Source organism: Streptococcus sp. 517s, from assembly GCF_054445985.1.
This window is the reverse complement of sequence record NZ_CM136847.1, coordinates 1837036-1856640: the sequence shown is the minus strand read 5'-3', so window position 1 is coordinate 1856640 and position 19605 is coordinate 1837036. Positions and strand designations below refer to the sequence as shown.

The window sequence follows — 19605 nt, the reverse complement described above, 5'->3', positions numbered from 1 at the left end:
AAGCCTGTACGAGGGGCGACTATCAAGGCATCTGCTCGGTAGCCATCACATTAGAACATAAAAAGAGAGGTCGAACCTCTCTAAATTTATTTTTCTTCACTCATTTTTGATTTTACTTCATCATAAGATAGTGCATGAGATTCTTCTTCTACTGTCTCAGGCATTTTTCCTGTTTCGTAAAGAGACTTAATCTGTGTACTATCTAATGTCTCGTATTTCAACAATGCTTCTGCAATCAACTTGTGGGTTTCACGATTTGATTGAATAATTTCAGCTGCTTTATTTCGTGCCTCATTTAATAATAAACGTACTTCTTCATCAATCTCATAGGCTGTTTGTTCTGAAATTGATTTTTGAGAACTTTGTGCACCAAACATAGCATGATTACCTTCGTATTGAACTGGTCCTAGTTTTTCACTCATACCGTATTCAGTGACCATTGCACGGGCCATCTGAGTAGCTTGTTCAAAGTCATTTGAAGCTCCTGTAGTTTGGACATTAAAGATAATCTCTTCAGCTACACGACCACCCATCAAACCTGCCAATTGCTCTTTCATATCTTCTTTAGACAGAAGCATTTGATCCTCTTTCGGAAGTGCAATCATGTAGCCACCTGCACGTCCACGTGGTACAATGGTAACTTTATGAACAACACGGGCATTTGACAAGACTAAACCAACAATGGTATGTCCAGCCTCGTGGTAGGCAACCAACTCACGTTCTCTTTGTGATACTGTTTTATCCTTCTTAGATGGTCCAGCAATCACTCTGTCCTCTGCCTCATCAATATCTGAAGCATCAATGATTGATTTGTTTCGACGGGCTGCAACCAAGGCTGCCTCGTTTAGAACATTTTCTAAGTCAGCTCCCACAAAGCCTGGGGTTTGTTGGGCAACCAGTTTCAAATCAACATCGTCTGCCAGAGGTTTATTTTTAGCGTGAACTTTCAAGATTGCTTCACGACCTTTAACATCAGGACGGCCAACTAAGACTTTTCTATCGAAACGTCCTGGGCGGAGAAGAGCTGGATCAAGAACATCTGAACGGTTAGTTGCAGCGATAACGATGATTCCTTCATTTCCCTCAAAACCATCCATCTCAATCAAGAGTTGGTTCAAGGTTTGTTCACGTTCATCATTTCCTCCACCAAGACCAACACCACGTTGGCGACCAACAGCATCAATTTCATCGATAAAGATGATGGCTGGCGCTGCTTTTTTTGCATCCTCAAAAAGAGAACGAACGCGGCTTGCACCAACTCCGACAAACATTTCTACAAAGTCAGATCCTGAGATACTAAAGAACGGAACCCCTGCTTCTCCGGCAACTGCCTTAGCTAGTAAGGTCTTACCTGTTCCCGGAGGTCCCTCCAAAAGAACACCCGCGGGAATGCGCGCACCAAGTTTTGTAAATCGTTTTGGATCTTTTAGGAATTCAACAACTTCTACTAATTCTTGTTTTTCTTCCTCAGCACCTGCAACATCTGAGAATCGTACCTTGATATCTTCTTTGTTAGCAGCTTTAGCCTTGCTACGTCCAAAACTCATTGGATTTCTACTATTATTTCCTCCCATATTTCCCATCATAGAGAATAGGAAAAAGAAGAGAATAGCAAATGGTACAACAGAAACAAGGATATTGATCCACATACCACTTGAACTCTCATGTTTGACTGTAACCTCAGCCTGATGTTCAGAAGCAAGTTTTTGCAATTCTGAAACTGTTGAATCAGACGGAAGAATAGTACTTGAGAATCTTTCTACTGTTGTAGCTGTAGGAGTAAAAAATTGAATTCCTGTTTCTTCTTTACTAGTCTTAGGATTTTTATAAACACCAGACACTTCAATGATGCTACCATTTGGCTGATAGGTTAATTCTTTTACATTGTCTGCTGTAATTTCTTTTACCAATTCTGTATAGTTAATTTTTTCGCTTCGTCCAGCAGTATTTCCAGAGTAAAAATACTGGAATCCTGTCACAAGGAAGAAGATAATTAACAAGTAGAGAAATGGATTTCTAACTAAACCGTTATTTTGTTTTTTCATTAAAGATAGATCTTTCTAATTTGAATAAACTTCTTCTTTCAATACTCCGACATAAGGAAGGTTACGATAATTTTCCTTATAATCCAGACCATAACCTACTACAAACTCATTTGGAATAGTAAAACAAGTATAATCCGCTTCAATTTCAACAACACGTCCCTCTGGTTTGTCCAACAAAGTCGCGATTTTAACAGAAGCTGCTTCTCTTGCAATAAACATATCTCGCAAATTTTTCAAAGTTTGACCTGTATCAATGATATCCTCTACAAATAAAACATGTCTCCCTTTGATATCTTGCGTAACGTCTTGCTTGATATTGATGACACCACTACTTGCTGTTCCACCATGGTAACTAGATACCATCATGAAGTCCATCTCAATATGCGTATCAATATGTTTGACCAATTCAGCCATAAAAGGAATCGATCCTTTCAGAATTCCAATAAGAATTGGATTTTTCCCCTCATACTCTTTTGTTAGTTGCGCACCTAGCTTTTTAGCTGCTTCTGTAATTTCATCATGTGAAACGAGGATTTTTTTAATATCGTGTTCTAACATCTTTTTACCTATCTATTTTTTCTATATAAATTACAGTGTTCATTATATCATTTTTCGTGTTTTTACTCAAATCACTGGTCGCAATTCCTAAAATTGAGACAATTTCTCCAAATTGCTCAATAATAGGGGTTGTTTTTCGTTTTTCAATGGGGATTTTCAAATCTATAAATAAACGTCTCAGTTTCTTTCGATGCCCATTCAGGATCAGAACATCGCCAGGTTTTCGACATCTAATATGTACAGATGTTTCCCGTGAAACCGTTACTTTTTGAACAAAATCCCCTTCAATAGGAATGCCAAAGGAAAATAAATAGCCCATATATCGAACTTGATTTTGATAGTGTAACACAAGTTCATCTTCCTTTTCATCGGCCTGAGGACTGATTTTACAAATCTGAAACCGTTGATACTCTTTTATCAATTCATAGCCATTTTTAAGAGAGTGACGATACTGGCTTTTAGTTGCTAAAATCTGTCGAACTTCGGCAAATTGAGCCTTTGTCAGATTTAAGTCTGGAAATTGATTAAGATAGTTCTGGAGCAAGATTCCTTGAGTTTGTTGAGAGTATGAGAATAACTCATTCAAATCTTCCACATCAATTTGTTTCGAAAGTTCTGTTATTGTTGCTTGGTAATCTGAAATTTCCCTTCCTAAATCTAAAAGGGCGGATTTAAGACGAGGATTTTCTTTTTCAAGTTCTGGTAAATACCTATTCCGAATGCGATTGCGAAAATAGGTATTTTCCTGATTTGTTTGATCTTCAAAATGAAAAATTGGTGGAAAATCCTTTTTATGAAAAGGTAACAAGGGACGGATGATTTCAATATCATCAACTACTTGACCTTCTTTTATTCCTGTTAAATGACGTAGCCGACTTCCTCGAATCAAGCGCATCAAAATCGTTTCAACTTGATCATCTGCATGGTGGGCAGTAACCAAGGCGGTCGCTCCAACCTCTTTCATGATTTTCCTAAAAAAATCATAACGAAACTCTCGAGCACGCGCTTCTGAAAAGTCTCCTGAAAAGCTTGTGATATAAATAGGAAGTCCAGCTTCATCAGCTAACTTCCTTAGTTCATTTTCCTCCCAGTCAGACTCCCTTCTCTGCTTGTGATTGACATGTGCTACAATCAGCTCAATTTCTAACTCATTTTGATAAGTAGACAATAGATGGAATAAAAACATTGAATCCAGTCCGCCAGACAAAGCTAACACGACTTTCGAATGTTTTTTGAAATACTCTTTTCGGAGAAAATGATTTAAAAAATCCCGTTCCCTCATTTTAAAACCTCATAGACATCCTTAGCTATCTTAGCAATAGTGTCATAATCAGAATTTTTAGTGAAAATAGAAAGAACGAAAGGAGAATCCGTATAAACAATGGCAGTGTCATGTTTATACTCGTCGGCATCTCCAATTTTATGAGCTACCTTAACCGAAACACCTTTTGCGATTCGTTGGTTGTCAAAATCGGTCTTACCTAGAGACTCTAGAACAAAACCATTCTGATTATAAATAGCTTCCATGACCTTTCCAGCCATTTTTGAAGAAGTCAATTTATCATTCACATCCCAATCTTCACCCATAATGGTGGACATTTTTTCTTTGAAAGCCCCGTCAGATTGATTGGTCACGTAATAACCTAAAATATTATGAGCAACATTATCAGACTCTTTTGTTACCTTGGTAATTAACTGTTGAAGACTGTATTCTTTGTTATCTTCTTTTTTAGGCAAGCTACCACTACCCTCTGGTTTATAGGACCCAGGGAAACTATTTACTTCTGGGACATACTTAAAGCTACTATCTAGCGTATACTTTCCTTGATTTATCTTATCTTGAGCATAATAAAGGTAGGCTAGTTTCAAGATGCTAGCTGCATAAAGTTTGCTGTCTTCATTCACACCAGCCTCTTTACCCGTACTCAGTTGTTTAACATAAATAGAATAATTTTCATTCTGATAGTTGTTTGATAAGATTTCTTGAACCTTTTGGATGCGATTGTCTTCTTCTGAGACGAACTCTTTTGATACCCACCCAACTTGATCAATATGAAGAAATTCTTGTCCCTCAGCAAAGAGGGTTCTGTCCACTGTTACGCGTTGATAGGGAGAGAGGGATGAAGAAATTTCTTTAGCATCATAAGGACTATTATAAATAACAACCCCCGGCTCCAACCATACCTGTCTAGTTTGAATTTCAACTTGACTTTGATCATAGACCAAACGCTTATCTGCAATAATAAACTGATGATTGTCTAATTTAAAAACAGGAATACCTTGTCTATTTAAACGCCATTCTATTATTTTAAAGGCGTTTTCAGGAGTCAATTTACCAGACTCCTTAACAAGATCCTCATTAGCATAAACGGCTGTTTCTCCATAAACCATTGGAGATTCAAGAGTTTCCTTATAGTAGAATCCATAATCAGACTCGGTTAGATAATAAATTTCTTGTGAAGAGTAAGGAAGCTGTTTTTCTGTGCTAACTGCTCTTGAAGTTATAATAAAAGCAGGTAGCAATAAAACTACTAAGAACTTACGCATTCTTCTCTTCCCTTTCTTCTTGTAATCGTAATAAATGGTTTTTAGCTGCCAATTCCTCTAATTTTTCATCTGATAAACTTAAAAATTGCTCAACAACCTCTAATAAATTTTCCATGACATTACCTCGGAAGCAAATCAGGAATTGTGTAAATTGCTTCTCGTTTCTTTGAGTAATAGTACTTTGCGCGTGCATATTTTGCTACATAGTCTTCATCTTTCAACTTTGTAGCAAAAGCGGATTCCTTATCTTTTTCATCACTAAGAGTTTGGTATTGTTCTTTCAACTCTGTCAATTGCTGACGGCGTTGCAGTAACTGATCATAGCTTTGGGCCAAGTTATAAGTTGGTAAAATAAACAACAAAATCATCAAAATAAGGACCCAACCCATAAAACGATTTCGTTTTTGTCTCTCCTTCATCAGGTGACGACGACGTTGATGTTCATTTTGAATAAAAGAATTATTCATCTGTACAATATTTTTAGACATTTTCTTCTACCCGTGTTTCACTGAGAATTTCATACATGCCTGCTGCATCTTCTTTTTTTGTACTATCTTTCATCTCTAGTACTTTAACAAGCAACAACTTATTTCCAAATCGAATTTCAACTTGGTCATCAACTTTCAAATCCGTTGAACTTTTGGCCAAGATTCCATTCACCTTGATTCTACCTTTATCTGCTACTTCTTTTGCGACTGTGCGGCGCTTAATAATTCGTGATACTTTTAAATACTTGTCTAATCTCATTTTTATTACCTCAAATTATTATTGTACCATTTTTATCCTTTTTATAGAAGAAAAATGTTAAATGGGATTTGCTTCCTTTGATTCTTTTATCTCTAATAAACTTTCTCCAAAAATCAGCAAACCTTCTAAAATTTCATAATCCTTCTTGTTTCGGACATCGAATACAACTTCCATTAATCCCTTATTCTCAGCTATGGCTGCTTTTAAGTTCGTTGCGGATAAAGCTTTAAAATAATCTTGAGCCAATAATAGTCGTTGAGTGACTTTTTCAAATTGAACTGTAATCTTATTTTCTTTTCTTTCCACACGTTCTACAAAGACCTTGTCAAAATATGACTTGACCAAACCAATCTCTAAAAGATATGCTACTACATCTGGATATTCTCCAAAACGATCCATCAATTCTTCTTGTAACTCTTCATAGTTGACACGGTTGTCAATTTGACGAATTTTCTTGTAAATTTCAATCTTATGTCGTTGGTCAGAAATATAAGTATCAGGAAGATAAGCATCAATTTGTAAAATCAACTCAGCATTTCCTTTGGTTCTTGTGTTCCCATTACCGTTACGTTTAGCAATAGCTTCTTCTAATAACTGTGAATACAATTCAAAACCAACAGAATCAATGAAACCTGATTGGGATTTTCCTAGGAGATTTCCTGCTCCACGAATCGAAAGATCTCGCATCGCAATCTTAAATCCTGACCCTAATTCTGTAAATCCCTTGATTGCTTCTAATCTCTTTTCAGAGACTTCACTGATTGATTTTTCTGGACGATACATAAGATAGGCATAGGCAATGCGATTGCTCCGACCAACTCTTCCCCTTAATTGATACAAGGTTGACAAGCCCATATGGTCTGCATTTTCAATAAATAAGGTATTGGCATTTGGAATATCTACCCCTGTCTCAATAATAGTAGTTGTCACCAAAATATCATACTGACCTTCAATAAAGTCCAGTAGAGTATTTTCTAACTGAATTTCACTCATTTGTCCATGAACATACCCAATTGAAGCCTCTGGAATCAACTCCTGTAATTCTGAAACCTTCTGGTCAATCGTGTCAACCTTATTGTAAAGATAGTAAATTTGACCTCCACGCTCCATTTCACGCAAGACAGCATCACGAATGACACTATCATTCTTCTCTAATACATAGGTTTGAACAGGATAGCGATTGGTTGGAGGAGTTTCAATAACAGACAAATCTCGAATTCCTAGCATAGACATATGAAGGGTACGAGGAATTGGCGTTGCTGTCAAGGTTAGAACATCTACTTGTTTTTTCAGTTCTTTCAAGGTTTCTTTATGCTTGACACCAAATCGCTGTTCCTCATCAATAATCATCAAGCCCAAATCAGAAAACACAACATCTTTTGACAAAACACGATGCGTTCCAATCAAAATATCAACTTGACCATTCTTTAATTTTTCGAGTGTCTCTGCCTGCTCTTTTTTACTTCTAAAGCGACTCAACACATCAATATTAACAGCAAAATTTTGGAATCGTTCCTTAAAATTCGTATAGTGTTGTTGTGCTAAAACCGTCGTTGGAACTAGAACGACCACCTGTTTGTGATCATTGACTGCCTTAAAAGCAGCACGCATTGCAACTTCAGTCTTTCCAAAACCAACATCCCCAACCAGAAGTCGATCCATGGGATGAGAATCTTGCATATCTCTCTTAATTTCCTCAATACTACGAAGTTGATCATCCGTTTCAACATAAGGAAAAGCATCGTCAAAAGAATGTTGCTCATCATCATCAGCCGAGAAAGCAACCCCCTTCAACTGACTACGCTCAGAATAAAGTTTGATTAAATCATCAGCTATATCCTCTACCTGGTTCTTAACTTTTTGCTTGGCCTTTTTGAAATGACCATCATTTAATTTATTGAGTTTTGGAGGTTTCCCATCACTTGAAACATATTTAGACAGTAACTGAATCTGCTCTACTGGGATGGAGATTTGGTCACCATTTTGATACTGTACACTGACATAATCACGGTGAATGCCTTGGATTTCAATTGTTTCGATTCCTAGATATTGACCAATTCCATGGATATGGTGAACAACATAGTCCCCTTTTTCAAGTTCATTATAATCTTTTAATCGCTCTGCATTTGAAGCATGTTGTCTTCTAAAACGACGTTTTAATTTCTTTTGAAAAATCTCATGTTCAGTAATCAAGAGAATTTTTTCATCTACAAAATGAAAACCATGTCTTAGATTACCCTCAATCAAGTTTACAGATTCTTTACAGATACTTGACTTATCTCTGGAATCCAATTTAATCTGATATTCCTCTAAAACATCCTCCAATGTTTTACTGCCCATTGAATTGCTAGACTGCAAGATAATAGTGTAGTCCATTTTTTTATATCGCTCAATTTCTTCTTTAAGAAAAGAAAACTGATTGAAGAATTCTTGCATAGGGTATTGATTAAATTGATAAATGTGATCAAACTTGAGATTTCCTAAGCCCTTTTGCAGATTAGAGAAAAAGGTAACTGGACTTTGTTTTTTATAGGTTTGCTCTGTATCTGCAAAATACTGCATCTCAGAAAATGATTTACCATTCTGTAAATCTTCTGTAAAGTATTGCGCTAATTCTCTTTCAAAGGCTTCATACTGATTCATCAATTTTTGATAGTCGTCAAAGAATACAGGCGTATCTTTTTCAATATAATCAAATACAGTCCATGTTTTATCATAACATAAAGATAAAAACTTTCGACTATCTGAATGTACTTGTTTTTGATGAAAACTTGACAAAATTTCTTCTAGATAGGATTTCAAAATCGGCGATAGAGTCTTCGAAATTTGCTTTTCTAAAGCTGACTGACCTCGTTGATAATCCTTTTCTCTCAAAAGCATATCACTAGCTGGAAAGATAGTAAGTTCTGTCCGATTTTCTTTTGATAATTGTGTTTCGACTTCAAAAGTCCGAATTCCATCTACTTCATCACCAAAAAACTCGATTCGGAAAGGTTCTAACTGAGACATCTCAAAAATATCTAAAATATCTCCTCGAATACTAAACTCACCTTGGGTCTGTACTTGTGTAACTTTGCGATAGCCTATTTCCTTTAATTTGTGAAGAAGGTCATGTTGATCATATTCTTCACCAACTGCAATTTTTATAGTACTTTCTTTAAATCTAGTCTGAGAGGGTAAAATCAACCGACTCGCTGCGATATTACAAACTAAAATCCCTTTCTTAGACGGATCACTCAAAAAACGCAAAGCTTCAATCCGTGAGATGATTTTTTCTTGCGAAGACATCAAAAACTCTACCATAGGAGAGTCATCGACCAAAAAAGGATAGACAAGTTCCTCTCCTAAGAGAGAAAGAAGATCACTGATAATTCGTTCTGCTTCTCCATAAGTTGAAGTCAGTAACACAATCTTATTTTCTTTTTCTAGACTACTTGCAATTGCAAGAGCCTTGGTAGATGTTGATAAACCAAGTATTAGTTGTCTTTTCTTATCTATCAGATTTTGATGCCATTTTTTAATCTGATCATTTTCTGAGAATAAATCTAATAAAGTCACCATTTAGCCATTATACCTCTGCATTGTTTTCTCAAAGTTTTTTTCTTGTAAATAATAATTTACAGCATCGTCAACCTTGTCAATTGACTGTAAAATACCTACATAGTCTTCCTGATCAAATTTACTTAAAACATGGTGAACAACTGACATTCCATTTTTAGGTCTTCCGATTCCTATTTTAACACGGTTAAAGACTTGAGTACCTATATGTTGAATAATAGACTTAATGCCATTATGACCACCAGTTGATCCTTTAGCTCGGAGTCGAATTTTCCCAACTTCCATGTCAAGATCATCGTAAATGACGAGTAAATCTTCAATATCCAAACCATAGTAAGTCAATAAAGCATGAACTGCTTTTCCACTTTCATTCATAAATGTTGTTGGTTTGACGAGATAAATTTTTTCTCCATTGAAGAAAAAAGAGGCTAGGTCAGCTTGAAATATCTTGTCGTGTGTAAAGGTGACGTTTTGTTTTTTAGCTAGTTGGTCAATCAACATAAAGCCAACATTATGCTTGGTTTCAAAATATTTATCCCCTGGGTTTCCTAATCCTACAAGTAATTTGGTCATTTATTTTCCTTTCAAAAGCCAAAAGGGTTGGAATTTTTTTTCCAACCTAATTGACACTATTTATTAAATGTTATTAAACGTTAAAGCGGAATTCCATGATATCGCCATCTTGAACGATATATTCTTTTCCTTCTTCACGCAAGCGCCCAGCTTCTTTTACAGCCTTTTCAGATCCATATTTCACTAGATCCTCATATGACATGGTTACTGCACGAATAAAACCTTTTTCAAAGTCTGAATGGATAATACCAGCTGCTTGAGGAGCTTTCATCCCTCGCTTAAAGGTCCAAGCGCGAACTTCTTTTTCACCAGCTGTGAAGTAAGTTCCAAGCCCAAGCAAGTGGTAAGCGGCTCGAGTCAATTTATCAACTCCTGATTCTGTCAAGCCAAGTGCTTCAAGAAATTCTTGCTTATCTTCATCGTCTAACTCAGAAATTTCTTCTTCAGCACGCGCAGAAATAACTACCACCTCAGCATTCTCTGTCGCTGCGAATTCACGAATTTGCTTCACATATTCGATAGAATCTGGATCTGAAACTACATCTTCATCCACATTAGCAACATAAAGAACTGGTTTAGTAGTCAAAAGGAAGAGACCTTTAACGACCTTTTGTTCCTCATCTGTGAATTCAATGGTACGAGCTGATTTTCCATCTTCAAGGACTGGTTTAATTTTTTGAAGAACGTTAAACTCTGCTACTGATTCTTTATCTTTTTGTGTACGTGCCATCTTTTCTACACGCGCATAGCGTTTATTAACTGATTCTAAGTCAGCAAGAATCAACTCTAGGTTAATGGTATCAATATCTGCAAGTGGATCCACAAAGGCGTCTTCACGTCCTTGCTCGCGCATAACATTTTCATCATCAAAAGCACGAACTACGTGAACAATCGCATCTACTTCACGGATATTGGCCAAGAATTTATTCCCTAGACCTTCTCCTTTTGATGCTCCTTTTACAATCCCTGCAATATCTGTAAATTCAAAGGTTGTTGGAACTGTCTTTTTAGGAGTAATCATTTCCGTTAGTTTTTGTAGGCGTTCATCTGGAACTTCTACCATCCCAACATTTGGATCAATAGTCGCGAATGGGTAGTTTGCCGCCTCTGCTCCTGCTTTTGTAATTGCATTAAAAAGGGTTGATTTACCAACGTTTGGCAAACCAACGATACCTGCTGTTAAAGCCATAGTTTCTCATTCTCCGTTCTCATTTCAATCCCTAACATTATAACACAAAAAGGGAAAACTTGCTAACCCTCTAACTAAGGGTTCTTAGTCAATAATCTTATTCATTTTTCGTTCAAAATCATAGCGACTCATCATGACAAGGTGGTCACAATTGCTACATTTGATTTTGATATCTGCCCCTACACGTGTGATTTCCCAACGATTGGCTTTTTTACCAGTCGACTTTATTGTACAAGCATGAGGTTTTTTCATCTCAACAAAATTTCCAACTTGATACATACTACTCTCCTTTTCTTTTTCGATTATATCATAAAAGAGGCGAGCCAGGCTCAACCTCTTTCACTTAATTTGTACGAACTGGTGTAATGAGCTGCATAAAGTCTTCGTCAGTATCTGCTGGCACAAGAGTAAATGGGCGAACAGCTGAAATAAAGCTAATAGTTACCTTTTCGCTATTTAAAGCCTTGAGAGAATCAATCAAGTAAGTTGGGTTAAAACTAATAGTCAAATCATCACCAGTCACCTGCTCCGTATCGATTTCTTCGTTTACTTTACCAACTTCTGGAGAGTGAACATGGGCACTAACAACCCCACCTTTAATTTCAAACTTCACAGTACCATTTTGAGTCGCACTTGATAAGAGACGTGCACGCTCCATAGATTGACGCAAATTAACCACATCAAAAGTAATTGTAGTATTAAAGTCTGTTGGAATCAAACGATCTGTATCAGGATAGTTTCCTTCTAGGAGACGAGTGTAGAAGCTAATATTTTCGCTTCTAAAGAGGATTTGATTATTTGCAAAGAAAATCTCTACAGTTTCAATATCATCTGTAAATACCGCTGAAAATTCGCGTAGAGAACGACTAGGAATTACTACATCGAAATCATCACCATTTTTTTCAAGAATCAATTTCTTTTGGCTAAGGCGGTGTGAGTCTGTCGCAACTGTTTTTAGTTCTTTGTGTTGGCTCAATACGAAGTGGACACCTGTTAAGATTGGACGACTTTCTTGTGTACTTGCAGCAAAAGCTGTTTCATTGATAATTTTCTTGAGTAGTTTGGTTTCAAGAACCAAAGGAGTACTTGCTGAAATTTCTTGGATTCGTGGATATTGTTCGCTATCTTTTCCTTTTAGGGTAATTTCTGATTTGCCACTGGTTAAGACAATTTGTTTTTGTTCAATCTCTTTGAAATCTAGCGTTACATCTGGAAGACTAGATACCACATTGATAAAGAAAGAAGCTTCAAGAAGAATCGAACCCAAAGAAGTAATCAAGAGACCAGCATCTTCATTCTTTTGAGAAATGAAATTCTCAATAGAAATTTGCCCGTTTGAGCCAATTAAAGTAATTCCTTCATTTGTAATATCAATTTTAATTGTTGATAAAATTGGAATAGCATTTTTTGAGCTAATTGCTCGTTTTGTAGTATTTAAGGCTTGTAGAAATAAATTTTTATTGATTGAAAAATGAATCATGGATTCTCCTTTATTTATTTTTAGTATTAGAAAGTTAATAGTAATAATAGAGTGTGTGAATTCTGTGGAAAACTGGGTGTTGTTTAGTAAATTCAAGCTTTGGAGCTTGTTTAAAAAATGTGGATAAAAAAGATAAGAAAGGAAAAGTTATCCACAAGCTACTTGATTTTCTTTTTGATTGCTTCTACTTCTAAACGTAAATTATCGTCTTCGTCAATCAGTGATTTAATTTTGGCATGGGCATGAATAACGGTGGTGTGATCCTTTCCGCCAAATTCTTTTCCTATTTTTGGAAGACTGTTATCTGTCAGTTCTCTAGCTAGGTACATGGCAACTTGACGCGCTAAAACGATGTTTTGAACTCGTCTCGTCCCCTTCATTTCTTTAACACTCACTCCATAAAAATTACCAACTTCAGTTTGGATTTTCTCAATTGGAATAACAAGTATCTGGCGGGCGTCTTGTTTACGTGCTCTAATAGCTTCCGCAGCAATATCAATAGTGATATCCTTAATTTTCTTTACTCTGGCAATTAAAGTGATATCGTTGATTGCTCCTTCTAATTCTCGAACATTTGAATCAAATTGGCCAGCCAAGTATTCCAGAGTATCACTTTGGAAATGGTAATCCAAATGCTCTGTTTTACTTTGAAGAATGGCGATACGTGTCTCAAAGTCAGGAGGAGTGATATTTTGCGTCAATCCCCAGCTAAAGCGCGTGACAAGTCTTTCCTCAAGGCCTTCTAGGTGTTTAGGACTTCGATCACTGGTTAGGACAATCTGTTTCTGCTTATCATGAAGAGCATTGAAGGTATTGAAAAATTCTTCCTGGGTTGCGACTTTTTTACCGCTGAGAGATTGGATATCATCAATCAACAAGAGATCAAGACTACGGTAAGTTTTTTTGAACTTTTCCATTTCCCCAAGTCTTAAGTGCTCAAGAAAGTCATTGATAAAGCTTTCGGCAGGAATGTACTTGACACGCGCATCAGGAATATTTTTCAAAATCTCATTTCCAATCGCATTGAGCAAGTGAGTCTTTCCAAGACCAGGTCCTCCATAGATGAAAAGAGGATTATAGGTCAGAGCTAAATCTTCAGATACAGCTAGTGCAGCAGATACCGCCCAAACATTCCCATCACCTTGAATAAAGTTATCAAAGGTATATTTTTCTTTTAATCCTGTTTCAGAATAAGGAATCGTTGGTAGTGCAGGTGTGTAATTGTAAGTAGAGACACTATTCGTATCATTTACTTGAGGAGACTCTGTACTCTGAGGTTTAGTGAAAATATAGTGAGGTTTGATTTCAGAATCATAAATTTCAAAACCAGCAGCAATGATAATATCTTTTAATTGCTTTTCCCACACCATTTCCATCTCTGATCTCGGTAGAAATATAGTAGCTGTATTTTCTTCTACTTTGATGAGTTCAGCAGGTGTAGCATAGAAATCATACATAGATCGAGTCAATCTTTCTTGAGCAAATTCTAAAATACGATTCCAAAATTGCTTTTCTTTCAACTATTTTTCCTCCTTTACTATGATTTTAGTAGTTTAGTGCTAGACTTATTTTACCATAGATAGTAGGATTTTTCCACAGATTGTGGAAAAGAATCCACAATGTTAGCAGTATTTATCCACAGGTTGGGGATAAATAGATATTTCCTTGATTCATTAGGCTTTTTGATAAAAAAATTAGTGGATAAATTTGTGGGTTAAGAAAATAAAAGAACAGCCTTATTTCAGGCTGTTAATAATTCTATCGTATTCTTCTTGACTTGAAAAGGAGATGACAATCTTTCCAGTATCTTTTTTTGAAAGTTTAATTTCTACACTTAAACCTAGTAGTTTTTTTAATTTATCTTCTTCATCTTTGATGAAAGAATCACTTTTTTTCTGCTTCTTGTGTTTTTTTTCTGTAAGAAGTGCTTCCAACTTTCTCACAGAGATGTCTTCATTTTTGATTAGTTGGAAGAAATAGTCTTGCTGCTCTTTGTCCAAACCAACTAGGGAACGTGCATGCGCTTGAGAAATTTTTCCATTTTCTACTTCAGTTAAGATATATTCTGGTAGGGAAAGTAAACGAATAAAATTAGTGATATAAGGACGAGATTTCCCCATTTTATCCGCTATCTCAGTGTGAGTAAATCCTTTTTCTACTAAAGATTCGTAGGCGCGTGCTTCTTCAACAGGATTTAAATTTTCTCTCTGCAAATTCTCAATGATTGATTGAACCATCATTTCCTGATCTGAGAGGTGCTTTACAACGGCTGGGATAGAGGTCAGACCAGCCAAGAGAGAAGCTCGATATCGTCTCTCTCCTGCAAGGATTTCATAACCAATTACAGGAGATTGACGAACGATGATTGGTTGGATGAGCCCATTTTCTTTGATTGACTGAGCCAATTCCTTTAATTTTTCTATATCAAATTCTTTCCGAGGTTGGTAAGGATTTTTTTGTATTTCAGAGATAGAAATCATTTCAAATTTTTCCATGATTCTACACTAACATATCTTTTACTTTCTGTAAAGTTTTCTTTACACTGATGTCAATTAACGTTCCAAATCACCAGAATTCTTATCTAGTTTTATAGAGGTTGTTTCCTCCTTACCATTACGGTAGTAGGTTATTTTTATAGTGTCTCCAATAGCATGGTTGTAAAGAGCATGTTGTAAGTCTGTTGATGAAGTAATCTCTTTGTCGTCAACTTTAGTAATGACATCGTATTTTTGAAGATGTCCATTTGCAGGCATATTACTTTGAACAGATCGAACAACTACACCTGAAGTGAGCCCACTTGGAATGTTTAGTTTTCTAAGATCATTAGCTCCAATGTTGGACAGATTGACCATTTGGATTCCAAGAGCAGGACGAGTCACTTTACCATCACTTTCAAGCTGTTTAATGATATTTTGTACATCGTTTGAAGGAATTGCAAAACCAAGACCTTCTACAGATGTTCCACCATTGCTTGCAATCTTACTTGATGTAATACCAATTACTTGTCCTTGGATATTTACAAGAGGACCACCAGAGTTACCAGGGTTAATGGCCGTATCTGTTTGAATGGCTTTTGTTGAAATAGCTTGACCATCTTCAGATTTTAGAGAAACATTTCGATTAAGACTTGAGATGATTCCCTGTGTAACTGTATTAGCATATTCTGAACCTAAAGGACTACCGATAGCAATCGCTGTTTCTCCAACGTTAAGTTGGCTTGAATCACCAAATTCTGCCACTGTTGTAACTTTTTCTGAAGAAATTTTTACGACAGCAATATCAGAGAAGGTATCCGATCCAATAATTTCACCAGGGACTTTTGTGCCATCAGCTAAACGGATATCGACTTTTGAGGCTCCGTTAATAACGTGAGTATTTGTTACAATATAAGCATCATTTTCGTTCTTTTTATAGATGACACCTGATCCTTCACTTGCAATCTGTTGATTATCCGTATCAGAATTTGATTCTTCCGTTCCAAATACACTACTTTGTTTATTAGCAGAGTAAGTAATGACTGATACAACAGCATCCTTAATTTTATTCACTGCTTGAGTAGTTGAGTTTTCATTCTTGTATGATGTTTGAGTTACAGTGCCAGAATTATTATTTGTAGCTTGATTTCCTTGTTTTTGATAAAGTTGCAATGTTACAAAACTTCCTAGTGCACCACTCAAAAATCCTATTAGAATAATTACAAGAAAAGTAACTCCTTTTTTGTAAAATTTTTGTAAGTGTTTCATAAACGCCTCCGTTTGCTATTGTTTGTCAAGATTATAAACCTATTAACTTAATCTAAGCTTAAAAGTTTTACACAAGTTGTGGATAACTCACCTTATTCTGTGAATTTAATAGTATTTTTGGATGATTTTCATGTGTATAAGATGTGAAATGAAGTGTGGATATGATAGAATAGAAGAATGAAAATAAAAGTTGTAACAGTAGGAAAACTGAAAGAGAAATACTTAAAAGATGGTATTGCTGAATATACCAAACGAATTTCACGTTTCGCTAAATTAGAAATGATTGAGCTCGCTGACGAGAAGACACCTGACAAAGCCAGTGAATTAGAAAATCAAAAAATCTTGGGAACAGAAGGTGAAAGAATTCTTTCTAAAGTTGGAGAAAGAGACTTTGTCGTTGTACTAGCCATTGAAGGAAAAACATTCTCTTCAGAAGATTTTAGTAAGCAACTAGAGCAGGCTTCTATCAAAGGCTACTCAACTCTTACTTTTATCATTGGAGGAAGTTTAGGTCTAGCTCCTGTTGTAAAAAATAGGGCCAATCTTTCTGTCAGTTTTGGACGTCTGACATTACCACATCAGTTAATGAGATTGGTTTTAGTTGAACAAATTTACCGTGCTTTTACAATTCAGCAGGGTTCTCCCTACCACAAATAGAAGATTGACTTAGCTCTTGTTTTTTGATAGAATGGTCATGTTAGGTCTCATAGCTCAGCTGGATAGAGCATTCGCCTTCTAAGCGAACGGTCGCAGGTTCGAATCCTGCTGGGATCAATTTTAGATACGAAGCTGGGGTAAATCCCAGCTTTTTTCTTAAAAAAGTGCGTTTCAGGTTCAAAAATGTACAGTTGGGAAGAATTTTTTCTTACATGGTCTTCATTTTGTATAATAGATGTGTAAGTTAACTTACAAGAAGAAAAAATAATACAGGAGATTTAATTATGAAAAATACAGTAAAGTTGGAACAATTTAAAGAGGTAACAGAGGCAGAATTGCAGGAGATTCGAGGTGGAGATTGGAGAATTTCAGAAACAATTCGTAATCTTATTTTTCCAAGAAGAAAGTAATAAAATAAAGGTAGAGAGTAATGGATTTATTTGGATTAGGGATAGCTATTTTTTATTTTTTCATCATTAGCAAAAGTTATGAATGGATTTGTAAAATAAATAGAAAAGAACAAATTGTTTTTTTCTGTTACACATGTATCTCAGTTTTTATACTTGAAGAAATTATTACACTAGTATTTTCTAATAGTTTTGCTTTGTCTAAATTTTTATTTCCCTTGGTTGTGTACCTTTATTTAAGAAAGTTAAAGAAGTCTGAAAAATACAAAACTATTTTTATCAGTTTACTATTGTCTTTATTATATCACAGTTCTCATACTTTTATATCCGTAACCTTATCTTCTATAACAGGAGATGAAGTAGTATTACACTATAAAAGTACATTCCTTTTAGTAGTATTGTTGATGACTTATTTTTCTATTCTAATAATAATTCGTTATTTTCATTTGGAAATAAAATATTTTGATAAAGATTATCTGTACCCTTTTTTAAAAAAAGTGATAGTTGCTTTTTTGGGATTGCATATCTTATTGTTTGTTTCAGATATAGTAAGTACGATTCATCACTTAAATAGTTTTGGAAGTATTTTATCAACCATTGTTTTTATCTGTCTGCTGTTAGTTTTCTTTGCAATGAATTCTTATAAGGTTCAAATTGAAAAAGAGATTGCCCTAAAGCAGAAGAAATTTGAACAAAAGTATTTACAGACTTATACAGATGAGATTGTGGGTTTGTATAATGAGATTCGAGGTTTTCGTCATGACTATGCAGGGATGCTTGTCAGCATGCAAATGGCGATTGACAGTGGAGATTTACACGAAATTGACAGGATTTACAACGAGGTCTTAGTAAAAGCAAATCAGAAATTGAGGTCAGACAAATATACTTACTTTGATTTAAACAACATAGAAGATTCGGCTTTACGAAGTTTAATTGCTCAATCGATTGTATATGCACGAAATAATGATGTAGAGTTTACATTGGAAGTAAAAGATGTTATTACTAGATTGTCAATGGATTTACTTGATCTTGTTCGCATTATGAGCATTCTATTAAATAATGCTGTTGAAGGTGCTGCAGATAGTTACTTGAAACAAATGGAAGTTGCAGTCATTAAAATGGATTTTGAAACAGTTATAGTTATCCAGAATTCATGCAAAATAACTATGACGCCTTCAGAGGACCTATTTGCCTTAGGTTTCTCTACCAAGGGAAGAAATAGAGGTCTAGGACTTAATAATGTCAAAGAGATTTTAGATAAGTATGACAATATCATTTTAGAAACTGAGATGGAAGATAACACATTTAGACAAATTATTAGATTTAAGAGGGAATTTGAATGAAAGTATTAATTTTAGAAGATGTTATTGAACATCAAGTGAGACTAGAGAGAATATTAAATGAAATTTCGGAAGAATCGAATATTCCTATTTCATATAAGACAACAGGAAAAGTTCGTGAGTTTAAGGAATATATCGAAAATGATGAAGTGAACCAGCTTTATTTCCTAGATATCGATATTCATGGAATCGAGAAAAAAGGCTTTGAAGTGGCTCAGTTTATTCGTCATCACAATCCTTATGCTATTATTGTCTTTATTACTAGTCGATCTGAATTTGCTACTTTAACTTATAAGTATCAGGTATCAGCTTTAGATTTTGTAGATAAGGACATCAATGATGAATTGTTCAAAAAATGCATCGAGCAGAGTATCTTCTATACCAAAAGCATGCTGCTTGAAAACGAAGATGTTGTAGACTATTTTGATTACAACTATAAGGGAAATGATTTGAAAATTCCTTACCATGATATTCTGTATATCGAAACAACAGGTGTTTCTCATAAATTGCGAATTATTGGTAAGAATTTTGCCAAAGAGTTTTATGGAACTATGACAGATATTCAGGAAAAGGACAAACATACTCAGCGATTTTATTGCTCCCATAAATCTTTCCTTGTCAATGTGGGAAATGTGAGAGAAATTGATCGAAAGAATTTAGAAGTTGTCTTTTATGAAGATCATCGTTGTCCCATTACCCGTTTGAAAGTTCGTAAACTAAAAGATATTCTAGAGAAAAAATCTAAAAAGTGATTGACAATC

Annotated in this window: 19 protein-coding genes and 1 tRNA gene; 5 read left to right on the top strand and 15 right to left on the bottom strand. The window is 35.4% G+C overall.

Features of this window, described 5'->3' with window-relative positions; translation table 11 throughout:
* Positions 1–86: 86 nt before the first annotated feature.
* The 15 genes from ftsH to ACVX3R_RS09160 all read right to left on the bottom strand — a co-directional run bounded on the left by ftsH (position 87) and on the right by ACVX3R_RS09160 (position 16440).
* Positions 87–2045, bottom strand: coding sequence for an ATP-dependent zinc metalloprotease FtsH (gene ftsH, locus ACVX3R_RS09230; RefSeq protein WP_458794969.1), 1959 nt, complete (start codon positions 2043–2045; stop codon positions 87–89).
* A 15-nt stretch (positions 2046–2060) separates the two neighbouring features.
* Positions 2061–2603 (bottom strand): hypoxanthine phosphoribosyltransferase, encoded by a 543-nt coding sequence (gene hpt / locus ACVX3R_RS09225; protein WP_000889402.1) that lies wholly within the window; start codon positions 2601–2603, stop codon positions 2061–2063.
* A gap of 4 nt (positions 2604–2607) precedes the next feature.
* The gene (gene tilS, locus ACVX3R_RS09220) at positions 2608–3885 is read right to left on the bottom strand and encodes a tRNA lysidine(34) synthetase TilS (protein ID WP_458794968.1); all 1278 of its coding nucleotides are present in this window, start codon (positions 3883–3885) and stop codon (positions 2608–2610) included.
* Positions 3882–5150 (bottom strand): serine hydrolase, encoded by a 1269-nt coding sequence (locus tag ACVX3R_RS09215; protein ID WP_033605780.1) that lies wholly within the window; start codon positions 5148–5150, stop codon positions 3882–3884. The genes tilS and ACVX3R_RS09215 overlap by 4 nt, the downstream gene beginning before the upstream one ends.
* Positions 5143–5265 (bottom strand): SP_0009 family protein, encoded by a 123-nt coding sequence (locus ACVX3R_RS09210; protein WP_000429343.1) that lies wholly within the window; start codon positions 5263–5265, stop codon positions 5143–5145. The genes ACVX3R_RS09215 and ACVX3R_RS09210 overlap by 8 nt, the downstream gene beginning before the upstream one ends.
* A 4-nt stretch (positions 5266–5269) precedes the next feature.
* Positions 5270–5638, bottom strand: coding sequence for a septum formation initiator family protein (locus ACVX3R_RS09205; RefSeq protein ID WP_268713780.1), 369 nt, complete (start codon positions 5636–5638; stop codon positions 5270–5272).
* Positions 5631–5897 (bottom strand): RNA-binding S4 domain-containing protein, encoded by a 267-nt coding sequence (locus ACVX3R_RS09200; RefSeq protein WP_001234975.1) that lies wholly within the window; start codon positions 5895–5897, stop codon positions 5631–5633. Before ACVX3R_RS09200 ends, ACVX3R_RS09205 begins: the two co-directional genes overlap by 8 nt.
* A 57-nt stretch (positions 5898–5954) precedes the next feature.
* A complete protein-coding gene (gene mfd, locus ACVX3R_RS09195) occupies positions 5955–9458 on the bottom strand; it encodes a transcription-repair coupling factor (RefSeq protein ID WP_458794967.1) in 3504 nt (1167 codons plus the stop codon).
* Positions 9459–10028, bottom strand: coding sequence for an aminoacyl-tRNA hydrolase (pth, locus tag ACVX3R_RS09190; RefSeq protein WP_458794966.1), 570 nt, complete (start codon positions 10026–10028; stop codon positions 9459–9461).
* Between the two features lie 73 nt (positions 10029–10101).
* Complete coding sequence (ychF, locus tag ACVX3R_RS09185; RefSeq protein ID WP_001218702.1) at positions 10102–11217, bottom strand: redox-regulated ATPase YchF; 1116 nt, start codon at positions 11215–11217, stop codon at positions 10102–10104.
* 84 nt (positions 11218–11301) lie between these two features.
* The gene (locus ACVX3R_RS09180) at positions 11302–11496 is read right to left on the bottom strand and encodes a DUF951 domain-containing protein (RefSeq protein WP_000285184.1); all 195 of its coding nucleotides are present in this window, start codon (positions 11494–11496) and stop codon (positions 11302–11304) included.
* 64 nt (positions 11497–11560) lie between these two features.
* A complete protein-coding gene (gene dnaN, locus ACVX3R_RS09175) occupies positions 11561–12697 on the bottom strand; it encodes a DNA polymerase III subunit beta (protein ID WP_458794965.1) in 1137 nt (378 codons plus the stop codon).
* 158 nt (positions 12698–12855) lie between these two features.
* Complete coding sequence (gene dnaA, locus ACVX3R_RS09170; RefSeq protein ID WP_458795690.1) at positions 12856–14154, bottom strand: chromosomal replication initiator protein DnaA; 1299 nt, start codon at positions 14152–14154, stop codon at positions 12856–12858.
* A 279-nt stretch (positions 14155–14433) separates the two neighbouring features.
* Positions 14434–15192, bottom strand: a complete 759-nt coding sequence (locus ACVX3R_RS09165; RefSeq protein WP_458794964.1) for a ParB/RepB/Spo0J family partition protein — start codon at positions 15190–15192, stop codon at positions 14434–14436.
* Between the two features lie 57 nt (positions 15193–15249).
* On the bottom strand, positions 15250–16440 hold the full coding sequence (locus ACVX3R_RS09160; RefSeq protein ID WP_458794963.1) for a S1C family serine protease: 1191 nt from the start codon (positions 16438–16440) through the stop codon (positions 15250–15252).
* Between the two features lie 177 nt (positions 16441–16617).
* On the opposite strand from ACVX3R_RS09160, the gene rlmH reads away from it, so the two are divergent.
* From rlmH to comE, 5 genes are all read left to right on the top strand, one after another.
* Positions 16618–17097 carry a 23S rRNA (pseudouridine(1915)-N(3))-methyltransferase RlmH gene (gene rlmH, locus ACVX3R_RS09155; protein ID WP_458794962.1) on the top strand — a complete coding sequence of 160 codons (480 nt, stop codon included), beginning with the start codon at positions 16618–16620 and terminating at the stop codon, positions 17095–17097.
* Positions 17098–17140: 43 nt separating this feature from the next.
* Positions 17141–17214: transfer RNA gene (locus tag ACVX3R_RS09150), tRNA-Arg, on the top strand.
* A 167-nt stretch (positions 17215–17381) separates the two neighbouring features.
* Complete coding sequence (gene comC / locus ACVX3R_RS09145) at positions 17382–17507, top strand: competence-stimulating peptide ComC (protein ID WP_000799678.1); 126 nt, start codon at positions 17382–17384, stop codon at positions 17505–17507.
* 20 nt (positions 17508–17527) lie between these two features.
* Positions 17528–18847: a competence system sensor histidine kinase ComD gene (gene comD / locus ACVX3R_RS09140; protein ID WP_458794961.1), complete on the top strand. Its 1320-nt coding sequence runs from the start codon at positions 17528–17530 to the stop codon at positions 18845–18847.
* A complete protein-coding gene (gene comE, locus ACVX3R_RS09135) occupies positions 18844–19596 on the top strand; it encodes a competence system response regulator transcription factor ComE (protein WP_458794960.1) in 753 nt (250 codons plus the stop codon). The genes comD and comE overlap by 4 nt, the downstream gene beginning before the upstream one ends.
* Positions 19597–19605 lie beyond the last annotated feature (9 nt).

Excerpts from the sequence above, each read along its gene's own strand:
- ftsH (WP_458794969.1), bottom strand. The coding sequence starts at position 2,045 with ATGAAAAAACAAAATAACGGTTTAGTTAGAAATCCATTTCTCTACTTG.
- hpt (WP_000889402.1), bottom strand. The coding sequence starts at position 2,603 with ATGTTAGAACACGATATTAAAAAAATCCTCGTTTCACATGATGAAATT.
- tilS (WP_458794968.1), bottom strand. The coding sequence starts at position 3,885 with ATGAGGGAACGGGATTTTTTAAATCATTTTCTCCGAAAAGAGTATTTC.
- ACVX3R_RS09215 (WP_033605780.1), bottom strand. The coding sequence starts at position 5,150 with ATGCGTAAGTTCTTAGTAGTTTTATTGCTACCTGCTTTTATTATAACT.
- ACVX3R_RS09210 (WP_000429343.1), bottom strand. The coding sequence starts at position 5,265 with ATGGAAAATTTATTAGAGGTTGTTGAGCAATTTTTAAGTTTATCAGAT.
- ACVX3R_RS09205 (WP_268713780.1), bottom strand. The coding sequence starts at position 5,638 with ATGTCTAAAAATATTGTACAGATGAATAATTCTTTTATTCAAAATGAA.
- ACVX3R_RS09200 (WP_001234975.1), bottom strand. The coding sequence starts at position 5,897 with ATGAGATTAGACAAGTATTTAAAAGTATCACGAATTATTAAGCGCCGC.
- mfd (WP_458794967.1), bottom strand. The coding sequence starts at position 9,458 with ATGGTGACTTTATTAGATTTATTCTCAGAAAATGATCAGATTAAAAAA.
- pth (WP_458794966.1), bottom strand. The coding sequence starts at position 10,028 with ATGACCAAATTACTTGTAGGATTAGGAAACCCAGGGGATAAATATTTT.
- ychF (WP_001218702.1), bottom strand. The coding sequence starts at position 11,217 with ATGGCTTTAACAGCAGGTATCGTTGGTTTGCCAAACGTTGGTAAATCA.
- ACVX3R_RS09180 (WP_000285184.1), bottom strand. The coding sequence starts at position 11,496 with ATGTATCAAGTTGGAAATTTTGTTGAGATGAAAAAACCTCATGCTTGT.
- dnaN (WP_458794965.1), bottom strand. The coding sequence starts at position 12,697 with ATGATTCATTTTTCAATCAATAAAAATTTATTTCTACAAGCCTTAAAT.
- dnaA (WP_458795690.1), bottom strand. The coding sequence starts at position 14,154 with ATGTATGATTTCTATGCTACACCTGCTGAACTCATCAAAGTAGAAGAA.
- ACVX3R_RS09165 (WP_458794964.1), bottom strand. The coding sequence starts at position 15,192 with ATGGAAAAATTTGAAATGATTTCTATCTCTGAAATACAAAAAAATCCT.
- ACVX3R_RS09160 (WP_458794963.1), bottom strand. The coding sequence starts at position 16,440 with ATGAAACACTTACAAAAATTTTACAAAAAAGGAGTTACTTTTCTTGTA.
- rlmH (WP_458794962.1), top strand. The coding sequence starts at position 16,618 with ATGAAAATAAAAGTTGTAACAGTAGGAAAACTGAAAGAGAAATACTTA.
- comC (WP_000799678.1), top strand. The coding sequence starts at position 17,382 with ATGAAAAATACAGTAAAGTTGGAACAATTTAAAGAGGTAACAGAGGCA.
- comD (WP_458794961.1), top strand. The coding sequence starts at position 17,528 with ATGGATTTATTTGGATTAGGGATAGCTATTTTTTATTTTTTCATCATT.
- comE (WP_458794960.1), top strand. The coding sequence starts at position 18,844 with ATGAAAGTATTAATTTTAGAAGATGTTATTGAACATCAAGTGAGACTA.